We start from the raw sequence: 19,153 nt of genomic DNA, 5'->3' as shown, positions 1-19,153 counted from the left end.
TATTATTAAAAAAGTTAGTGCGAGGTTCGATTTTAACAATTTGGATTTATATATTTCTAACTAATGCCTCGTAATATCAATGATTTTGATTAATCCTACCTTAAATAATCATTTGGTATTTATTTGTAAACCGTGTTAATTGTAAAAAAATCACATCAATTGTATATGTTTCTTAGCAAATGCATTAGTTCTGATAGAACTAAATATAAAAACACAGAAAAACGCTATAAAAATATGCCAAATCTAATGAGCCTGATCTAACGAGACACTCAAAAGATGAAAGCCATTTTCGTAGTATGTATTATTCTTTTAAATATATACTCTATGTTGAAGAAAACTAAATTAGTAAGTTTGATTTTGCTTTCGGGAGCCTTAGCTGTCCCCGTAGGTGCTTTTGCTGAAACTGCACCGTTTAAGCAAGAAACGAACATTTTCCAACAAAACGGGAAAGTGTCCGGTGTTGTAGAAGATGCTTTGGGCCCTGTAGCCGGTGCATCTGTGGTAGTAAAAGGAACGACTAATGGTAACGTTACCGATATGGACGGTAACTTTACTTTAGATGGTGTAAACAAAGGAGATATTATCCAGATTTCTTTTATCGGATATGTTACGCAGGAGATCAAGTATACTGGACAATCATCTTTGAAAATCAATTTGAAGGAAGATTCACAAGCTCTTGAAGAAGTTGTGGTCGTAGGTTATGGCACACAAAAGAAAGCTAACCTGACCGGTGCGGTTGCACAGGTGGCAGGTGATGTTTTGGAAAACCGTCCTATCGCCAATATCGGACAAGGTTTGCAGGGTGTCGTTCCTAACTTGAACGTAACCATCAAATCCGGCGCTCCGGGTAAAGGATCTGATTTCAACGTTCGTGGTACAACATCTATCAATGGTGGTAGCCCGTTGGTGTTGGTCGATAACGTACAGATGGATGCAAACTTGGTTAATCCGGATGATATTGCTTCTATCTCTGTCTTGAAAGATGCCGCATCTGCTGCTATCTATGGTGCACGTGCTGCCTATGGTGTCATTTTGATAACAACTAAACAAGGAAAGAAGGAACGTAAACCTCAGGTTTCTTTGACTGCCAATGGTTATTGGCAAAGTCCTTCTAAGCGAATTCAGAATGCAAATTCAATGGAATTCCTGACGATGAAGGATTTGGCCTACCAGAATGGTGGTGGTAACGGTCATTATTATAATGAAGATGTTTATAAATATGCGGAAGCATATGCCAATGGTGAATATGCTTATCCTGAATTTTATAATGAATCGTCTGATCCGAACAAGTGGCAGTATTGCGGTAATACAGACTGGTTCCGCGAATTGTATAAAAAAGCAAGCTTCTCTCAAATGTATAATGTCAATGTTAACGGGGGTAGTGAAAAAACGACTTATTATGCTTCTGTTGGTTATAATGATGTTGGAGGTTTGTTAAAAGAGGCAGATGATAGTTACCATAAGTTTAACGTAAACATGAATGTTTCAACTGATGTTACAAAGTGGTTGAATGTTTCTGCTAAAGTTATGCATACTTATACGAAAGAGTCCCATCCTTCCGGCGGTACAACAGCAATGAACTCTACGGCATGGTCTGGTATTGAGGCTTATAGCGGTATGATGAAAAATGACTTGAGCCCGTTAATGCCTGTCTATCATGGCCACACCGGACTTTTATATAATACAGCCGGAGCTGCTGCAATCAACGATCCGACGTTAGGCATTACAACGCTTGGAGGCAAGCAATATGTGGATAACGGCCAACGTTATTATGCCGGTATGGGTAGTTATACGAACCCGATCGCTTTACAAGCACAGGGTGGTAATAACGACTATAAGCAAAATGACTTATGGATGACAGGTGCTATCCGCATTACTCCATTGGAAGGGCTGATTATAAATGCAGACTATACATTCAATATGTATAATAAAGGCTCTAAACAACATGTGCAGAGTTTTACGGAGTATAAGGCTGTCGCTGGAACAGAGGGTGTTTATCCCTGGACAAACCCAAGCAGTGTAGTAATGACAAATAACGAGGATTATTATACGGCTTTCAATGCTTTTGCCGAATATACAAAAACTTTCAATAGCTCTCATAATTTCAAGGTGATGGCTGGTTACAACCAGGAATATAAGCATAATAAATATTTTTGGGCTGGTCGTAAAGGATTGATTGACGATTCTAATCCGGCAATGAACTTAGCTACAGGTGAAAAGAACGTTGGATATGAAGAAACTCACTGGTCTATAAACGGTTTCTTCTTCCGGTTGAATTATAACTACGAACAACGTTATCTGATTGAATTTAACGGACGTTATGACGGTTCTTCCAAATTCCCGAAAGATGATCGTTATGCATTCTTCCCTTCAGTATCTGCTGCTTGGCGTATTTCCGGGGAATCATTCTGGGAACCATTAAGAACATGGTGGGATGACATGAAGATTCGTGCTTCTTATGGCTCGTTGGGTAATCAAGTTACAGGTGATTTAGGAAACTTCCCTTATTTGGCATCTTATGGAACAAAAACCAGCTATGGCATGATTTTAGGAGGTGCTCGTCCAGTCGCCGTTACACCGGCCGGCTTGGTTAGTGCTGCATTTACTTGGGAAACAGTTAATCAGATGGACTTCGGTTTCGATGCTATTTTCTTGAACCAGCGCTTGAGTGCCGGTTTTGACTGGTATCGTCGTGATACAAAAGATATGTTAACAGCTGGACAGGCATTGCCTGCTGTATTAGGGGCCAGTGTTCCAGTTGAAAATGCTGCTGATTTGAAAACGACAGGATGGGAATTGTCCCTTGGATGGAATGATCGTTTGGAAAGTGGATTTGGCTATTGGGTGAAAGGTGTTTTGTCTGACTATCAATCAGAAATTACCCGATTTGCTAATCCGACAGGAACTCTTCGAGATAAAGATAATAAAAATATGTATTACGAAGGCTATAAGATTGGAACAATTTATGGTTATGAATCCAATGGTTTGTACCAAACAGATGCTGATGCACAGAAATTAGATAAATCCGAATTATATGGCGGAACATGGGCAGCAGGTGATGTAAGCTACGTCGACCGTAATAATGATGGAAAAATCACGAAGGGTAAAACATTAAGCAATATGGGAGATGAAAAAATCATCGGTAATGATACTCCTCGCTACAGTTACGGTTTTACTGCCGGTTTCGAATATAAAGGCTTTGACTTTGAAATGTTCTGGCAAGGAATTGGAAAACGTGATTACATGTGCGGCGGTAATGCTTTCTGGGGAATCACTTCAGAATGGGATACTCCTTTGAAAGAAGCTTTGGATTATTGGACACCTGAAAATACAGGTGCATATTTCCCGCGTCCGACTTGGGTAAACGGTGGTAATAGACAAAACACAGATCGTTATTTACAAAATGCCGCTTATTTGCGTTTGAAGAATCTGACCATCGGTTATACAATTCCACAAAAGCATCTTTCTAAAGTTGGCATCAGCCGTCTGAGAGTATATGTATTGGGCGAAAACTTGTTAACATTCACTCCTCTTATCGATTCATTCGATCCTGAGACTTTGAATAATATGTCTTATCCGATTCAGAAGAAGTATTCTATCGGACTTAATTTAACATTCTAATAAAAAACAAGGAACATATATGAAACTGAAATATATTTTTGGAATGGTTGCAGCTGTAGGATTGATGAACTCCTGCGATGTGACTGATAAAAAGCCAATCGATTCTTTTACTGACGAATCGTATTGGACCAAGGTTAGCGATCTGAAATATTATGCAAACGGTTTATATGATAATTTGGATAAACCAGGCGTAGACAAGGACAACACAAGCGACAATTGTGTGACAACCAATTATAGTTCAACGCTATTTAATGAAATTGTGATTCCGACAACGGCTGATAACGCAGATTGGAAATGGAATAATATCCGTGCGTGTAACTTCTTCCTTCAACGCTATAAGCGTGTGGAAGGTCTTGAAAGCGAAATCAATCTGTATGTAGCCGAAGTTCGTTTCTTCCGTGCATTGGACTATTTCGGCAAGATAAAGAAATTCGGAGATGTCCCTTGGTATGAAAAGGACTTGCAGACTTCTGATACGGAAGAACTTTATAAAGGTCGGGATTCCCGTGATTTCGTATTGGGCAAGGTTATAGAAGATCTGGAATTTGCGATTCAGTGGTTACCTGATTATGGACAGCAGGAAAGTGGCCGTTTGACTAAAGATGCAGCTCGTACTCAATTAGCACGTGTATGTTTGTATTTCGGCACATACAAAAAATACCATAATGAAAGCGGTACTCCTTCTTCAGAAGAACTATTGAAAAAAGCAGTTAGTCTGACAAATGACGTTATCGCAACGGGAAATTATGAAATTGTCAAAGGTTCGGATGCCGGTTGCGGTCAAGATCCGTTTGAGAATTATCCTTTGTATTATTCAAATCAGTTTGTTCAGGAAGATTTGACAAAGAACAAAGAATGCATTTTGGCACGTATTTATGAAACAGGTGTTTTAATGCATGAAACAGGCCGTCAGGCTGGAAGCAGCGGAACCGGTTTGTCTAAAGATTTTGTCGAATCATTTCTTTGTAAAGATGGAAAACCTATATCGATCAGTGATCAGTATAAAGGTGATGAAACGCTGGATAATGAATTTGAAAATCGCGATCCGCGTATGTATCAGATAGTAGACAACCAGCACAAGCCTTACACGATTATTAATGGAGAACGTCAGACGAATCCTTATCCGGATTGTAGTGCTACAAGCGCCGTAACAGGTTATCCGTGTGTAAAATACCGTTCTCCGTTACAGGCACAATGGGAAGCAAACCAGACTTCTTATGACTGGTTTGTATATCGTTATGCAGAAGTTTTGCTGATCAATGCAGAAGCAAATGCAGAATTAGGACAATGTACTCAAGCTGTGTTGGATCAGACCATTAATCTGTTGCGTGATCGTGTAGATATGCCTCATTTGACAACCAATCCGGTTGCTGACCCTGCTGCCATCAATTATGGTTATTCTGTATCTCCCCTGATTTATGAAATCCGTCGTGAACGTCGTATTGAACTGGTTGCAGAAGGCTTCCGTTTAGACGATTTGAAACGTTGGAACGGTATGACTGCTTTAGAAAATCCAAAAACCATGTTCGGTGTTCGAGTTACCGACGCTGTCCGTGAACAATATAAACCAGGTAATATCACATTTGGAGGTGAAGGTGGTCGTCCGGTTATTGAATATCAAGGTAAAACTTATTTGTACCAGTATCCGAGCAAGAACTTGAATGATGCAGGTCGCAAATGGTCTGCCGACGATAAGCGTTGGTTAAGCCCATTACCGACAGACGAATTGACATTGAATCCGAATCTGGAACAGAACCCAGGTTGGAAATGATAAATAATTGACAGGTGAGGACTGTGTCAAAAGTCATTTTGGCATAGTCTTCCTGTCTTTTTCATTATGTATCTATATGAAATATAAGAGCTTAATATCCGGATTCCTCTTGTTCCTTTTGCAAGTGACAGTCTTTTATTATGCCTTTTGCTATTTGTTCCCCTTTAAGGAGCAATTGCAAATGTTTCAGTTTACAAACCAATACGCAACTACTACGTTAGGGCAGGCCGGTGGTGTCGCTCTTTATATTTCAGAATTTCTTTCTCAGTTTTATGTCGTAATAGGTATAGGGCCTGTTATCGCTGCACTTATTCTGACAGGAATTGCTTTTTTTTCTTTCCTCTTTTTAAAGAAAATAGCATTGCGTTACGATCTTCCTTTCGTCGGCCTGCTTCCTTGGCTTTCCTTGTTTATTATGCAATTGGATTACGATTATCAAGAACAGGGAACGGTCGCTTATCTTTTTTTATTGTTCTTCTTATGGTTGTACACGAATCTGAAGCCCAAGATTCGGTTGATATACGGAATTTGCTTAATCCCTGTATTATATTGCATTGGCGGACCTGTTGTTCATTTATTTGCTCTTTCCGCTTTGTTGTTTGATTTTCTTACCAATGGAAATAAAAAATATACAAGTTTGGTCTATCCGCTTGTTGCTGTTTTGTCTGCTGTTATCGGGACTTATTTAGGATTTAGCAGGAATTTGAAGTTCGCTTTTTTACCGGATGCCTATTATGATCCGATGTTACACACTTCCCGGATCTATTATTCCTGGTATGCCTTGCCGGTTATGATGGTATTGGGCGCGTATTTAAGAAAATGGAAAGAACCCACATCTTTAAAGAAAAAATGTATTTGGATCGGGATTCAGTGGGTGGTGATGGGGTTCGTAGCTTATGAGGGAATTATGCATTGGGGACGATTAGATACGATCGACCATCTCGAACAGGACTATTATATTCGCAATGGAGAATGGGATAAGGTGATAACGTCGTTTAATCAAACCACTCTGTCCAAGCGCCGTATGTGCGGTTTGAACTTAGCGCTTGCCCACAAAGGGATACTTTCGGAAAGGTTGTTGGATTATCCGCAACGCGGAATCGAGACGTTGATGTTACGCTGGGACCAGTCGGTATTTACAGCGGAGCTGCATAGTGACCTCTATTATTGCATGGGAATCATCAGTACGGCGCAGAAGTTCGCTTTTGAGGCATTCGTCAGTTCGCATCCTTCCGGAAATCCCCGGATGTTGAAAAGGTTGGTGGAAACCAATCTTATTACGGGGGCTTATCCGGCCGCGGAAAAATATATACGGTTATTGGAAAACACTTGGTATTATAAGGACTGGGCCGCTGCTCATCGCCGTTTTCTCTATAATGACCAGGCTATAGAAGAAGATAAGGAATTGGGCGTGAGACGCCGTTGCTGGAAAGCGGAAACGCTTATTCCCGAAGTATATACAGACCCGGTCAGCACTCTGATTCATCTGGTTCCGTCTTGTCCGGAAAACAAGGTGGGATTACAGTATCTGACTTCGTTTTTGCTCTTGAATAAAGACATTGAGACATATAGAGTCTTGCAGGAGAGCTTGTACCGCACCCCCGCCTGGCGTGATATGACGGAGTGCCAGCAGGAGGCGATTGTGATTTGCAGCCCCAATGATCCGCATTTCTGGCTGGAGCACGGTGTGAGCATCAAAGTGAGGAACAAGGCGCTTGCTTTTATGCAGAAGGTACAGGATATTTCCCGTTCGGGACAGAACCCGGCGGTGGCTTTGGCGTCCGAGTATGGCAAGACGTATTGGTACTATTATATGTTTAATACGATAGACAAATGAAACAATTGTTTTTCTACATATTCCTGTTGCTGTTGGGAGGATGTTCTTCCAACCAGCCGCCTGCCGTCTCCGGGCAGATAGAGAAACTGCCGGTTATCTATCCGGATTATGCCGGTGTGACTGTGCCGGAATCGATCGCTCCGTTGAATTTCAGTGTGCGGACGGATGGAAAAGCGTGTGCGGTATTCACGGCCGAAGGATATACATTTGCCGTTTATGCCTCCGACGGAGCATTTTCTATTCCTGAAGCGGACTGGAAAAAGTTGTTGGTTGCGGCAAAGGGCAAACAGGTGGAAGTTTCTGTCCTGACGGAAGAAAAGGGGAAATGGAATGCCTTTCTTCCGTTCCATATCCGGGTTTCGGAAGATCCGGTCGATCCGTATATTGCTTACCGCCTGATCGATCCCGGTTACCAGCTGTGGAACGAGATGGGAATCTATCAGCGGGAACTGGCTTCTTTCGATCAGGAGCCGATTCTGGAAAACCGCCTGACGGATAATAACTGCATGAACTGTCATTCGTTTTGTATGCAGGATCCGGATAAAATGCTGTTTCATGTCCGTGCAAAACATGGTTGTACCGTGTTGGTGGATGGCGATCGGATAGAAACGCTCGATACGAAAACCGATCGGACGATATCGGCATTGGTCTATCCTTCCTGGCATCCTTCGGGAAAGTTTGTTGCTTTTTCCATCAATAATACAACTCAGGATACGCATCCGGTACATCGTACAGAAGTATATGACAAGGTATCGGATGTCGTCGTCTACGATGTAGAAAAACAGGAAATCGTCACGACGCAAGCATTGTTCTCGAAAAAGCGTTTTGAAACATTTCCCACCTTTTCACCGGATGGAAAACAACTTTACTTTTGTTCCGCCCCGGCATTGAAGGTTCCGGGCGAATTGCGTGACCTTCGCTATAGCCTTTGTCGTATATCTTTCGATCCGGAAAGCCGGACATTCGGTTCTGTTGTCGACACGATCTTTCAGGCGGAAATGGAGCAGCGGAGCATCCTGTTCCCGCGTGTTTCGCCGGACGGGAAGTACCTGCTCTGTACAACGACCTCTTACGGTACGTTCCCGATCTGGCATAAAGATGCGGACCTGTGTATGTTCGACCTGCGTACAGGTGAGCAGGTTCCGGCGGACGATGCGAACAGTCCCGATACGGACAGCTATCATTCCTGGTCGTCCAACAGCAAATGGGTGGTATTCAGCAGCCGTCGTCTGGACGGCCTGTACACACGTCCTTTCATCGCCCACGTCGGTGAAGGAGGCGTTCTCTCCAAACCGTTCGTCTTGCCCCAAAAATCGACGGACTATTATACTTTCCTGACCAAATCGTATAATATCCCGGAATTTATCAAGGGCAAAGTGAAAACGGATACTTATAAGTTGGCTTCACAAGTAAAGGAAGGGAATCTTCGGAAAGTGAAGTTTGCCGGGAGCGGTTCGGACCTGAATCAAAAGAAACGGCCCGGCAGCCGCTGAAAACGGATGCCGGGCCATTACCGGATAACTGCCTGTCCGCTTGAGGACGGACAAGCATGGAATAAATAAACCAGGGTTCACAACAAGAGGATGTATCTCAATAAGATATGTGGATGTGAAACATGATTTGAAAACTAACATATAGTAATATACAGTAACATGAACACAAAGAATCTTTTAATTGCCGGTATGTTTGCCGGGTTGTTCCTTTCCTGTAAGGAAGTGGAACCGCCTGCACCTGTTTTGCCGGTTCCGACGCCGGAACAGATCGAGTGGCAGAAAATGGAAAACTATGCATTTGTGCATTTCGGGTTGAATACGTTTAATGATTTGGAATGGGGATATGGAAATACACCCGCCGAAACGTTTAACCCGACAGACTTGGATTGTGAACAATGGGTGCGGATTATCAAGGCGGCTGGTTTGAAAGGCGTGATCCTGACTGCTAAGCACCATGACGGTTTTTGTTTATGGCCGACGAAGACGGTCGATTATAATATCTCCAATTCCCCTTATAAAGGTGGAAAAGGCGATATGGTTCGCGAACTGTCCGATGCCTGCAAGAAGCACGGCTTGAAATTCGGGCTTTACCTTTCTCCCTGGGATCGCCATAATTCCGAATATGGGCGGGAAGGCTACCAAAAGACCTACCACGAACAGATCAACGAGTTGACTTCCAATTACGGCCCGCTGTTCGAGTTTTGGTTTGACGGAGCGAATGGTGGAAACGGTTGGTACGGCGGAGCGAATGAAACACGTTCGATCGATCCGAAAACGTATTACGGTTATGAGACGGCCCGTGAGATGATCAAGGCGAAACATCCGGGAGCGATGATCTTCGGCGGGACGGTTCCCGATATCCGTTGGATCGGCAATGAGTCCGGTTGGGCTGGCGAAACGAACTGGTCGCCCTATTCTCTGGATAAGGAAACCCATTATACACAGAATCAATGGGGCATGAAAGACGGCGACCGGTGGTTGCCGGGAGAATGTGACGTGTCGATCCGTCCGGGATGGTTTTACCACCATCGTGAGGATCATCAGGTACGTACCGTTCCGAACCTGGTGGACCTTTATTACCGCAGCGTAGGGCATAATGCCAACTTCCTGCTGAACTTCCCGGTAGCCCTCAGCGGACAGATCCATCCGGTCGATTCCGCCCGCGCCGTCGACTGGTATCATACGATGCAGACAGAGTTGAAAGAGAACCTTTTGGCCGGCATCAAGCCGAAGGCAAACGAAACCCGCGGCGGTGCTTATAAGCCCGCAAACGTGACGGACGGCAACTGGGATTCTTATTGGGCGACTTCCGATGAGGTAACGGACGGCTCCCTGACTTTCCCGCTACCGGCAGGAACTTCGCTGAACCGGGTCATGATACAGGAATATATCCCGCTCGGACAGCGTGTATGCGCCTTTACCATAGAAGTGGAAAAAGATGGCAAATGGATGCCGGTCGAAACAGCCGATACGCTTTCGACAGTGGGTTACAAACGTCTCGTCCGTTTCAAAACGACTCCGGCAGATGCTTTGCGCATCCATTTCACGGAGGCGAAAGGACCATTGTGCATTAATAATGTGGAAGCATTTCTGGCTCCTCCTTTGCTGGAACAGCCGCGCATTGTGCGAAATGCAAAGAACGAAGTGCGCATCGGAGTGGAAAGCGAGGGAGCCGACATCTATTATACGGTAGATGGATCGGAGCCGACGGCACAGTCCGCAAAATATGATGCTCCTTTTACATTGGACCATAAAGGAACGGTCAAGGCGGTTACTTACGATGCCCAGTCCGGCAAATCCGGCCCTGTTGCCATCCGTAACTTCGATTTGCCTGCTGCCGATTATAAGGTGCTTAGCCCTTCCGACGAACAGGCGGATCTCATGTTTGACGGAAATGGCTATTCTACCTATTACCTGCCCGTTGGTAAGAACGAAATAGTTGTGGAGCTGGCTGCTCCCCATACGATCAGCGGTTTTGTTTATACACCCAACCAGGGACGTGATTCACAGGGACATATTTCGAACTTCCAACTGTTAGTGGACGGAAAGGTCGTGGCCTCCGGTGAGTTCTCGAACATCAAGCATAACCCGATTGAACAAGAAATACGTTTTGCGCCTGTCAAAGGCCAAAAATTAGTTTTTAAGGCGACACGAATAGTGGATAACGTAAAACGTGTTGGAATTGCTGAGTTCTCCGTTATCACGGAAGACTAAACGATTTTCAACATAATTTGTGTTTGACAGCAAGTGCCTGTGAAGGTCCTTGCTGTCTTTTTTCTGTCGGAAGAAAATAAAAGTTTGTTTTTTATTAAACCTTTTTGTTACCGGTTCGTCTATATTTGCACGTACTTTATGTATATTTACGTGTCAATACGTGTTTTTAAGTAGAATACCTGGAAAATATGACAAAGAAAGTGAAGTGGAGCGTGACTGCCGTAATTGTTTTGATGATTGTCGGGATGATCGCTTATCCGCAGATTAAAAGCCGGATGAAAGCATCCAAGGATGCAGCCGAAGTGGTTCCGCCTGCCGGAAACCAGGTTCGGAAACAAGTTTTGAATATTAATGCGGAAGTGTTGAAATATCAGTCTTTGACCGATAAAACCATTGTAACCGGCAGTACGATTCCCGATGAAGAGGTGGATCTGTCGTTCGAGTCGTCGGGCAAGATCGTGGCTATCTATTTCACGGAAGGAACGCATGTGAAAGCCGGTGACCTGCTTGCTAAAATCAACGATAAACCGTTACAGGCCGAACTGAAAAAGTTGGAGGCGCAGGTGCCGCTGGCCAAAGACCGCGTATATCGCCAGCATACGCTTCTGGAAAAGGACGCTGTCAGCCAGGAAGCCTATGAACAGGTGGCGACCGAATATGAAAAACTGATGGCGGACATCGAGCTGGTAAAGGCCAATATCGCCCAGACCGAGCTACGGGCGCCGTTCGACGGGATCATCGGTCTTCGAAATGTCAGCGAAGGCGCCTATGCCTCTCCCTCGACCGTTATCACCAAACTGACAAAAATTTCTCCTCTGAAAATCGAGTTTTCCGTTCCCGAACGCTACTCGGCGGATATCAAGGACGGCACACCGATCGTGTTCAGGATGAACTCGTCCGTCGGCATGATGCAGGACTATAAAGCGACCGTTTATGCCGTAGAGAGTAAAATCGACGAGGCGACCCGTTCGCTGAAAGTACGTGCGACCTATCCGAACCGGGATGAGTCGATCGTGCCGGGACGTTATACCTCTGTCGAAATTACCCGCCGCGAGATAGAGGATGCATTGGCTATCCCCAGCGAGGCGCTGATCCCTGAAATGGGGAAAAACATCGTTTATTTGTATAAGGGAGGTGTGGCGGAACCTGCCGAGATTATTCTGGGACTTCGTACGGAAAGCCAGGTCCAGGTGCTGAAAGGGCTGAGTGTGGGCGATACGGTGATCACCTCCGGTGTGATGCAGCTCCGCACGGGTATGAAAGTTGCGATTGATAATCTGAAGTAAGGAGCGATATGGCGAATATTTCTGAAATAAGCATAAAGAGACCCGTTCTTTCGACAGTGATGATGATTATCCTCCTGTTGTTCGGAATGATCGGCTATAAGTTCCTGGGGGTGCGTGAGTTCCCGAGTGTGGATAACCCGATTATCTCGGTCAATGTCTCCTACCCGGGGGCTAATGCGGAGGTGATCATGAACCAGATTACGGAGCCGTTGGAACAGAATATCAACGGTATTCCCGGCATCCGCTCGCTAAGTAGTGTCAGCAGCCAGGGCAGTTGCCGCATCACGGTGGAATTTGAATTGTCAGTCGACTTGGAAACGGCGGCAAACGATGTGCGTGACAAAGTTTCGCGCGCCCAGCGTTACCTTCCGCGGGATTGCGACCCTCCTACCGTGTCGAAAGCGGATGCGGATGCAACGCCGATTATGCAGATCGGTATCCGGAGTAGCAAACGGTCGTTGATGGAATTAAGCGAAATCGCCGAACTGACGGTGAAGGAACGGCTCCAGACCATTCCGAACGTGAGTAGCGTCGATATATGGGGAGAGAAGCGTTATTCCATGCGCTTGTGGCTGGACCCGATCAAGATGGCAGGCTATGGCGTCACTCCGTTGGATGTGAAAAATGCGGTGGATGCTGAAAACGTGGAGCTTCCTTCCGGCAGCATCGAGGGAAATACGATCGACCTGTCCATCCGTACGTTAGGGCTGATGCATACGGCTAAAGAGTTTAACGACCTGATCATTAAACAGGAAGGTGATAATATCATCCGTTTTCAGGATGTCGGCAGGGCGGAAGTAAGCCCGGAGGATTTGCGAAGCGTGATGCGCAAGAACGGCGAACCGATGGTGATCGACGTGATCATCCCGCAGCCCGGAGCCAACCAGATCGAGATTGCCGATGAGGCATACAAACGTATCGAGCAACTGAAGAAAGACCTGCCCGAAGATGTGACGGTCGAAATGGTCTATGACAACACCCGCTTTATCCGTGCTTCTATCAGCGAAGTGGAAGAGACGATCTATGTCGCTTTTCTGCTGGTGGTACTGATCATCTTCCTTTTCCTGCGCGACTGGCGCGTGACGCTGGTGCCTGTGGTGGTTATTCCGGTTTCGCTGGTGGGGGCGTTTTTCGTGATGTATATTTCCGGATTCTCCATTAACGTGCTGACGATGTTGGCCGTGGTACTCTCGGTCGGCTTAGTGGTGGATGATGCCATTGTGATGGCGGAGAATATCTATGTGCGTATCGAGCAGGGGATGGAACCGAAAGAGGCGGGTATAGAAGGATCGAAGGAGATCTTCTTTGCCGTCGTCTCGACAACGGTGACGCTGGTGTCCGTCTTCCTCCCGATTGTGTTTATGGAGGGGATGACGGGACGTCTGTTCAAGGAGTTCAGTATCGTGATTGCCGGTTCGGTGACGATCTCTTCTTTTGTCGCATTGACCTTCACGCCGATGCTGGCGACCAAGTTGTTGAAAAAACGTGAAAATAAAGGTTGGCTCTATACCAAGACAGAACCTTTCTTCGACGGGATGAACAATGTCTATACGAAGGCGCTGAATGCATTCCTGAACCGCAAGTGGTGGGCGTTGCCGATTGTGGCGATCCTTTTCGGCTCTATCGGTTATTTCTGGCGGACGATCCGTTCCGAACTTTCTCCGTTGGAAGACCGTTCTTCCATATCTATCCGCATCTCGGCACAGGAAGGGGCGACCTTCGAATATATACGCGACTTTACGGATCAGGTGGCTGCGATGGCCGATACGCTCGCCCCGGAGCGCCAATCGCTGACGGTGCGTGCGAACAGTAGCATGGGATATATCACCGTCCTGCTCCCCGATATCAAAGAACGTGAACGTTCGCAGATGGAGATAGCCGATGTCCTTTCGGCCCATGTGCGCGGCAAGACGGAGGCACGCGCTTTCGTACAACAGCAGTCCACTTTCGGCGGCCGCCGTGGCGGTATGCCGGTGCAGTATGTTTTGCAGGCGACCAGCTTAGAGAAGCTGCAGGAGCATTTGCCTGCCTTCATGCAGAAGGTAAGCGAAAGCCCGGTGTTCCAGATGGCGGATGTGAATCTTAAGTTTACGAAACCGGAGGCCCGTATCGAGATCAACCGCGACAAGGCCTCGTCTTTGGGTGTCAGTACCCGTACGATTGCGCAAACCTTGCAATATGCATTGAGCGGCCAGCGCATGGGCTATTTCTATATGAATGGGAAACAATACCAGATATTGGGCGAGATCAACCGCCAGCAGCGTAACACGCCGTTGGATCTGAGGTCCATTTATGTGCGCAGCAATACGGGCGAGATGATCCAGTTGGATAACCTCGTCTCACTGAAAGAGGACGTGGCGCCGCCTCAGTTATATCGTTATAACCGTTTTGTGGCGGCAACCGTGTCCAGCGGCCTGAACAAAGGATATACGATCGGGGACGGCTTAGACGAAATGGACCGTATCGCGGCAGAGACGTTGGACAACAGTTTCCGTACGGCACTCTCCGGCGAGTCGAAGGAGTTTCGCGAGAGTTCGTCCAGCCTGATGTTTGCCATGATTCTGGCTTTGTTCATGATTTATCTGGTCTTGGCGGCGCAGTTCGAGAGTTTCAAGGATCCGCTGGTGGTGATGTTCACCGTTCCGCTGGCGATTGCGGGGGCGTTGATCTTTATGAGTTATTCGGGTGTGACGATGAATATATTCAGCCAGATCGGTATCATTATGCTGATCGGTCTGGTGGCGAAGAACGGTATCTTGATCGTGGAGTTTGCCAACCAGCGGCAGGAGGCGGGTTCAAGTATGGCAGAGGCGATCCGTTCGGCATCCGTCCAACGTCTGCGTCCGATCCTGATGACGAGTATTTCGACGATCCTCGGGTTGGTCCCGCTGGTATATGCATCGGGCGAAGGGGCACAGGGACGTATTGCGATGGGTATCGCTGTTGTGGGAGGTATGATGGTTTCTACTTTCCTGACGTTGTTTATCGTCCCGGCAATGTACAGCTTTATTTCTACCGACAGGCAGAAGAAATTGAAAATTGAGAATTGAAAATTATTTAAGACGGGTGTCGTCTTAGGGTTAAGACGAGTGTCGTCTAAGGGCTAAGACGGGAAAGACTATAAAAGTTTGAAATATGAAGCGACTCTTTTTATTAATATGTATAGCATTTGCAGTTGTTCCGGCCAGGGCGCAACGGGTGTTCAGCCTCGACGACTGTATCCGGACCGGATTGGAACGTAATTACTCGATCCGCATCATTCGCAACGAACAGCAGGTCAGCGCGAACAATGCGACTCCCGGCAATGCCGGCTATTTGCCGACCGTTGACCTGAGCGGAGGTCTTAGCGGTACGCTTAATAACAACAGCAATAAACTCTCCGATGGCACGACCGAAAAGACGAACGGCGTCAGTAACGAGACGGCGGATGTCGGCCTGAATGTGAACTGGACCGTTTTCGACGGGTTGGGCATACAGGCCACTTACGACAAACTGAAAGAGTTGCAGAACTTAGGCGAACTGAACACCCGCATGACGATCGAGGACTTCGTTGCCGATCTTTCGAGCGAATACTATAATCTGATCCGCCAGAAGATCCGCCTCCGCAACCTCCATTCCACGCTCGATCTTTCGCGTGAACGCTTGCGTATCGTGGAAGAACGGTATTATATCGGTTCGATGTCCCGCCTCGATCTCCAGCAGGCACAGGTCGATTTCAATGCCGACAGTTCCAATGTCCTGAACCAGTTGGAGCAGGTGCATACTTCCCGGATCCGTCTGAACCGGTTGATGGCTTTGGAAGATGTGGAGGAGCAGGTACAGATCAAAGATTCCCTCATTACCCCCAATCCGTTCTTAGACGAAGTGGAACTCTGGAAAAGTACGCTTTCGACCAATTCATCCCTGCTGATCGCCAAGAAGAACCAGGTGATATCTGAGTTAGACTATAAAAAGATAAAGAGCCGTAACTATCCATACGTCAAGCTGAATGCAGGATATGGTTATACGGCGAACTGGTACGAGGTGGGAGCGACCGACCTCCAACGCCGTCTCGGGTTGAACTACGGTGTGACGGTCGGCATCAACGTGTTCGACGGTTTCAACCGCAAACGCGAGCAGCGGAATGCCCGGATCCAGATCCAGAACCAGGAACTGCGTACACGGGAACTGGAATTGGGGCTGCGGGCCGATATGAGCAATTTCTGGATGGCCTATCGGAACAACCTGGATTTGTGGAGCCTGGAAAAAGAGAATTTAGTTGCCGCACAGGAGAACTACCGGATTGCGATCGACCGTTACAAGCTGGGCGACCTGTCCGGTATCGAACTGCGTGAAGCCCAGAACAGCCTGTTAGAAGCGGAAGAACGGCAGTCCATCGCCGAGTATGCCACCAAGATATGCGAAATCTCCCTTTTGCAGCTTAGTGGAAAAATTATGGATATGTTTCATGATTAAGATTCTGTTGCTGACGGATTTCTCCAGCGGCTACGGACGTAGCCTGCTGGAAGGTGTGGTCCGGTATGCCCGTGAGGCGGGTCCCTGGGCCTTTTACCGGATGCCGCTCTATTATCGTGAACTGCATGGTGATGAAGGAGTGGTACGTTGGGCCGAGGAATGGGGAGCCGATGCGATTATTGCCCAGTTGACCGATGTGGATCTGGATATTCTGAACCGGCTCGATATCCCGATTATTGTCCAGAACTACAAAGAGCGCTATCACGGCCTCTCCAACCTGACCGGCGATTATTATGGCACAGGTGTGATGGCAGCCAGTTTTTTCATTCGCAAAGGATATAAGGCTTTTGCCTATTATGGTTTTCTGGATACGGTCTGGATGCGGGAACGGGGCGAAGGGTTCCGGGACACGGTGGCGGATCATGGTTATCCCGTTTATGTCTTGGATGATGATGGACAGATGTCCGGTGGACAGTGGAACTTCGATGCCGAACGTGTCAGCCGTTGGTTGCTCGACCTGCCTAAACCGGTTGCCCTTTTTGCCTGTGACGATTATTATGCCTTGCAGATTACAGAGGTTTGTAAAATGTACAACATCGATATTCCCGGAGATATCGCCGTCCTGGGTGTGGACAATGACAATCTGTTGTGCAATATCTCGGACCCGTCCCTCTCCTCGATCGAGCTGGATGTCGAGAACGGAGGGTATGAAGTCGGCAAGTTGCTTCACCAGTTTATCGAGAAGAAAATCACGGCTCCTGTCGACGTTATCATCAAGCCGGTACGGATCGTTGCCCGCGGTTCGACGGAGCGCTTTGCCGTGTCCGATAAATATATCGGCCAAGTGCTGGACTATATCGATGAGAACTATCGCAATCCGCTTTCTGTGGACGACCTGATCCGGATCATTCCCTATTCCCGCCGTGTGCTGGAAAAGAAATTCAAGGGCGAGACCGGTATGTCCGTCTACCAGTACATTCAGCAGCAGCGCATCGATAAGTTCGCCTCTCTGCTGATCGCAACCCACCTTCCTTTAGTCGAAGCGGCGGCCAATGCCGGATTCACCGACTACAAAAACATCTCTCGCATTTTCGTTAAAATGAAAGGCATGACGCCATTGCAGTACCGAAAACGGTTTGCCATCCGGTAAAGTATTCGTGTTTTGAGGATTTTGTTTCGTGATTATACCCTAATTGCGAAAAATAATGTGCTTAATTTGTGCATAGATAATCTAATATACGATTGCCATGGGGACAACACTGATAAACGGACGTTTGATTCTGCCCGGCGGAATAGGAGAAACCGGGTATGTCGTAATAGAAGACGGCAAAATTGCGGCCGTGGAGAAAGGCGAACCGGCCGGCCCGCTTTCCGGCGAAGTGATCGACGCCCATTCCCTTTATATTTCCCCCGGTTTTATAGACTTGCATACGCATGGAGCTGGTGGAGCCGACTTTATGGACGGCACTGTCGAGGCTTATCTCACCGTGGCAGAGACACATGCCCGCTACGGGACGACGGCTTTGTTGCCGACTACACTTACTTGCCCGGATGAAGAACTGTTCCATATGTTCGATGTCTACACGGAAGCTAAAGCCCGGAATACGAAAGGCGCACATTTTTTAGGCATCCATCTGGAAGGCCCTTATTTCGCCTACAGCCAGCGGGGAGCGCAAGATCCGGCCAATCTGAAACAACCCGTTCCCGAACATTATATGAAAATATTGGAAGCATCCGGAGATATCGTCCGTTGGAGCATTGCGCCTGAGTTGCCGGGCGCCCTCGAACTGGGGCGGCTGTTGAAAAGCCGCTATATCCTGCCCTCGGTCGGGCATACGGATGCCGTTTGCGAGGAGGTAACGGAGGCTTTCGAATCCGGATATTCCCTGATGACTCATCTTTATTCGGGCATGCAAGGCGTTACCCGCCGGAACGCTTACCGCTATGCCGGCGCAGTCGAAGCGGCGTTCCTAATCGACGGGATGGATGTCGAGATTATTGCAGACGGCATTCATCTGCCTAAAAGTCTCTTACAACTGATCTATAAATTCAAGGGTGCGGACCGGATCGCCCTGATTACCGATTCGATGCGTGCAGCCGGTATGCCGGAAGGAACCTATAAATTAGGCAGCCTGAAAGAAGGGCAGACAGTCGTGGTGGAAGACGGAGTAGCCAAGTTGCCGGATCGCACAGCTTTCGCGGGAAGTGTGGCAACCGCAGACCGTCTGGTGAGGACGATGGTTGAAACAGCCGGAGTCCCGCTTGCGGAAGCCGTCAGGATGATGACGGCCACACCGGCCCGTATCTTAGGTGTGAACGACCGGAAAGGCAGCCTGCAAGTCGGAAAAGATGCCGATATCATCCTCTTCGACGACCACATCCGCGTTGCCCGGACGTTGATCGGCGGAAAGACAGTTGCCATATTCGATCGGATCGTTTAGGCACGGGTTACATAGAAATCAAGGAATGAAAAACC

10 protein-coding genes are annotated in these 19,153 nt (G+C 47.2%); all 10 read left to right on the top strand.

Annotated features, from left to right (window positions below; all coding sequences use genetic code 11):
* The first annotated feature begins 324 nt into the window (after positions 1 to 324).
* The 10 genes from ACPYIV_RS12920 (at position 325) to nagA (ending at position 19,118) form a co-directional block, all read left to right on the top strand.
* Positions 325 to 3,621, top strand: coding sequence for a SusC/RagA family TonB-linked outer membrane protein (locus tag ACPYIV_RS12920; RefSeq protein ID WP_293732098.1), 3,297 nt, complete (start codon positions 325 to 327; stop codon positions 3,619 to 3,621).
* A gap of 19 nt (positions 3,622 to 3,640) precedes the next feature.
* Positions 3,641 to 5,392 (top strand): RagB/SusD family nutrient uptake outer membrane protein, encoded by a 1,752-nt coding sequence (locus tag ACPYIV_RS12915; protein ID WP_293732097.1) that lies wholly within the window; start codon positions 3,641 to 3,643, stop codon positions 5,390 to 5,392.
* 76 nt (positions 5,393 to 5,468) lie between these two features.
* Positions 5,469 to 7,229: a DUF6057 family protein gene (locus ACPYIV_RS12910; RefSeq protein ID WP_425883355.1), complete on the top strand. Its 1,761-nt coding sequence runs from the start codon at positions 5,469 to 5,471 to the stop codon at positions 7,227 to 7,229.
* On the top strand, positions 7,226 to 8,722 hold the full coding sequence (locus ACPYIV_RS12905; RefSeq protein WP_425883354.1) for a hypothetical protein: 1,497 nt from the start codon (positions 7,226 to 7,228) through the stop codon (positions 8,720 to 8,722). Before ACPYIV_RS12910 ends, ACPYIV_RS12905 begins: the two co-directional genes overlap by 4 nt.
* 159 nt (positions 8,723 to 8,881) lie before the next feature.
* Entirely contained in the window at positions 8,882 to 10,936 is a 2,055-nt protein-coding gene (locus ACPYIV_RS12900) for an alpha-L-fucosidase (RefSeq protein ID WP_425883352.1), read from the top strand.
* A gap of 188 nt (positions 10,937 to 11,124) precedes the next feature.
* Positions 11,125 to 12,222 carry an efflux RND transporter periplasmic adaptor subunit gene (locus ACPYIV_RS12895; protein ID WP_293740254.1) on the top strand — a complete coding sequence of 366 codons (1,098 nt, stop codon included), beginning with the start codon at positions 11,125 to 11,127 and terminating at the stop codon, positions 12,220 to 12,222.
* Between the two features lie 8 nt (positions 12,223 to 12,230).
* The gene (locus tag ACPYIV_RS12890; RefSeq protein WP_293732092.1) at positions 12,231 to 15,272 is read left to right on the top strand and encodes an efflux RND transporter permease subunit; all 3,042 of its coding nucleotides are present in this window, start codon (positions 12,231 to 12,233) and stop codon (positions 15,270 to 15,272) included.
* 85 nt (positions 15,273 to 15,357) lie between these two features.
* A complete protein-coding gene (locus ACPYIV_RS12885; protein WP_293740252.1) occupies positions 15,358 to 16,677 on the top strand; it encodes a TolC family protein in 1,320 nt (439 codons plus the stop codon).
* Positions 16,670 to 17,827 carry an AraC family transcriptional regulator gene (locus ACPYIV_RS12880; protein WP_293732090.1) on the top strand — a complete coding sequence of 386 codons (1,158 nt, stop codon included), beginning with the start codon at positions 16,670 to 16,672 and terminating at the stop codon, positions 17,825 to 17,827. The genes ACPYIV_RS12885 and ACPYIV_RS12880 overlap by 8 nt, the downstream gene beginning before the upstream one ends.
* A 97-nt stretch (positions 17,828 to 17,924) precedes the next feature.
* On the top strand, positions 17,925 to 19,118 hold the full coding sequence (gene nagA, locus ACPYIV_RS12875; protein WP_425883349.1) for an N-acetylglucosamine-6-phosphate deacetylase: 1,194 nt from the start codon (positions 17,925 to 17,927) through the stop codon (positions 19,116 to 19,118).
* Positions 19,119 to 19,153 lie beyond the last annotated feature (35 nt).

The sequence above is a fragment of the Parabacteroides vesiculifaciens genome (assembly GCF_049860805.1).
GTDB lineage: Bacteria > Bacteroidota > Bacteroidia > Bacteroidales > Tannerellaceae > Parabacteroides.
This window is presented reverse-complemented; position numbering and strand designations above follow the sequence as displayed.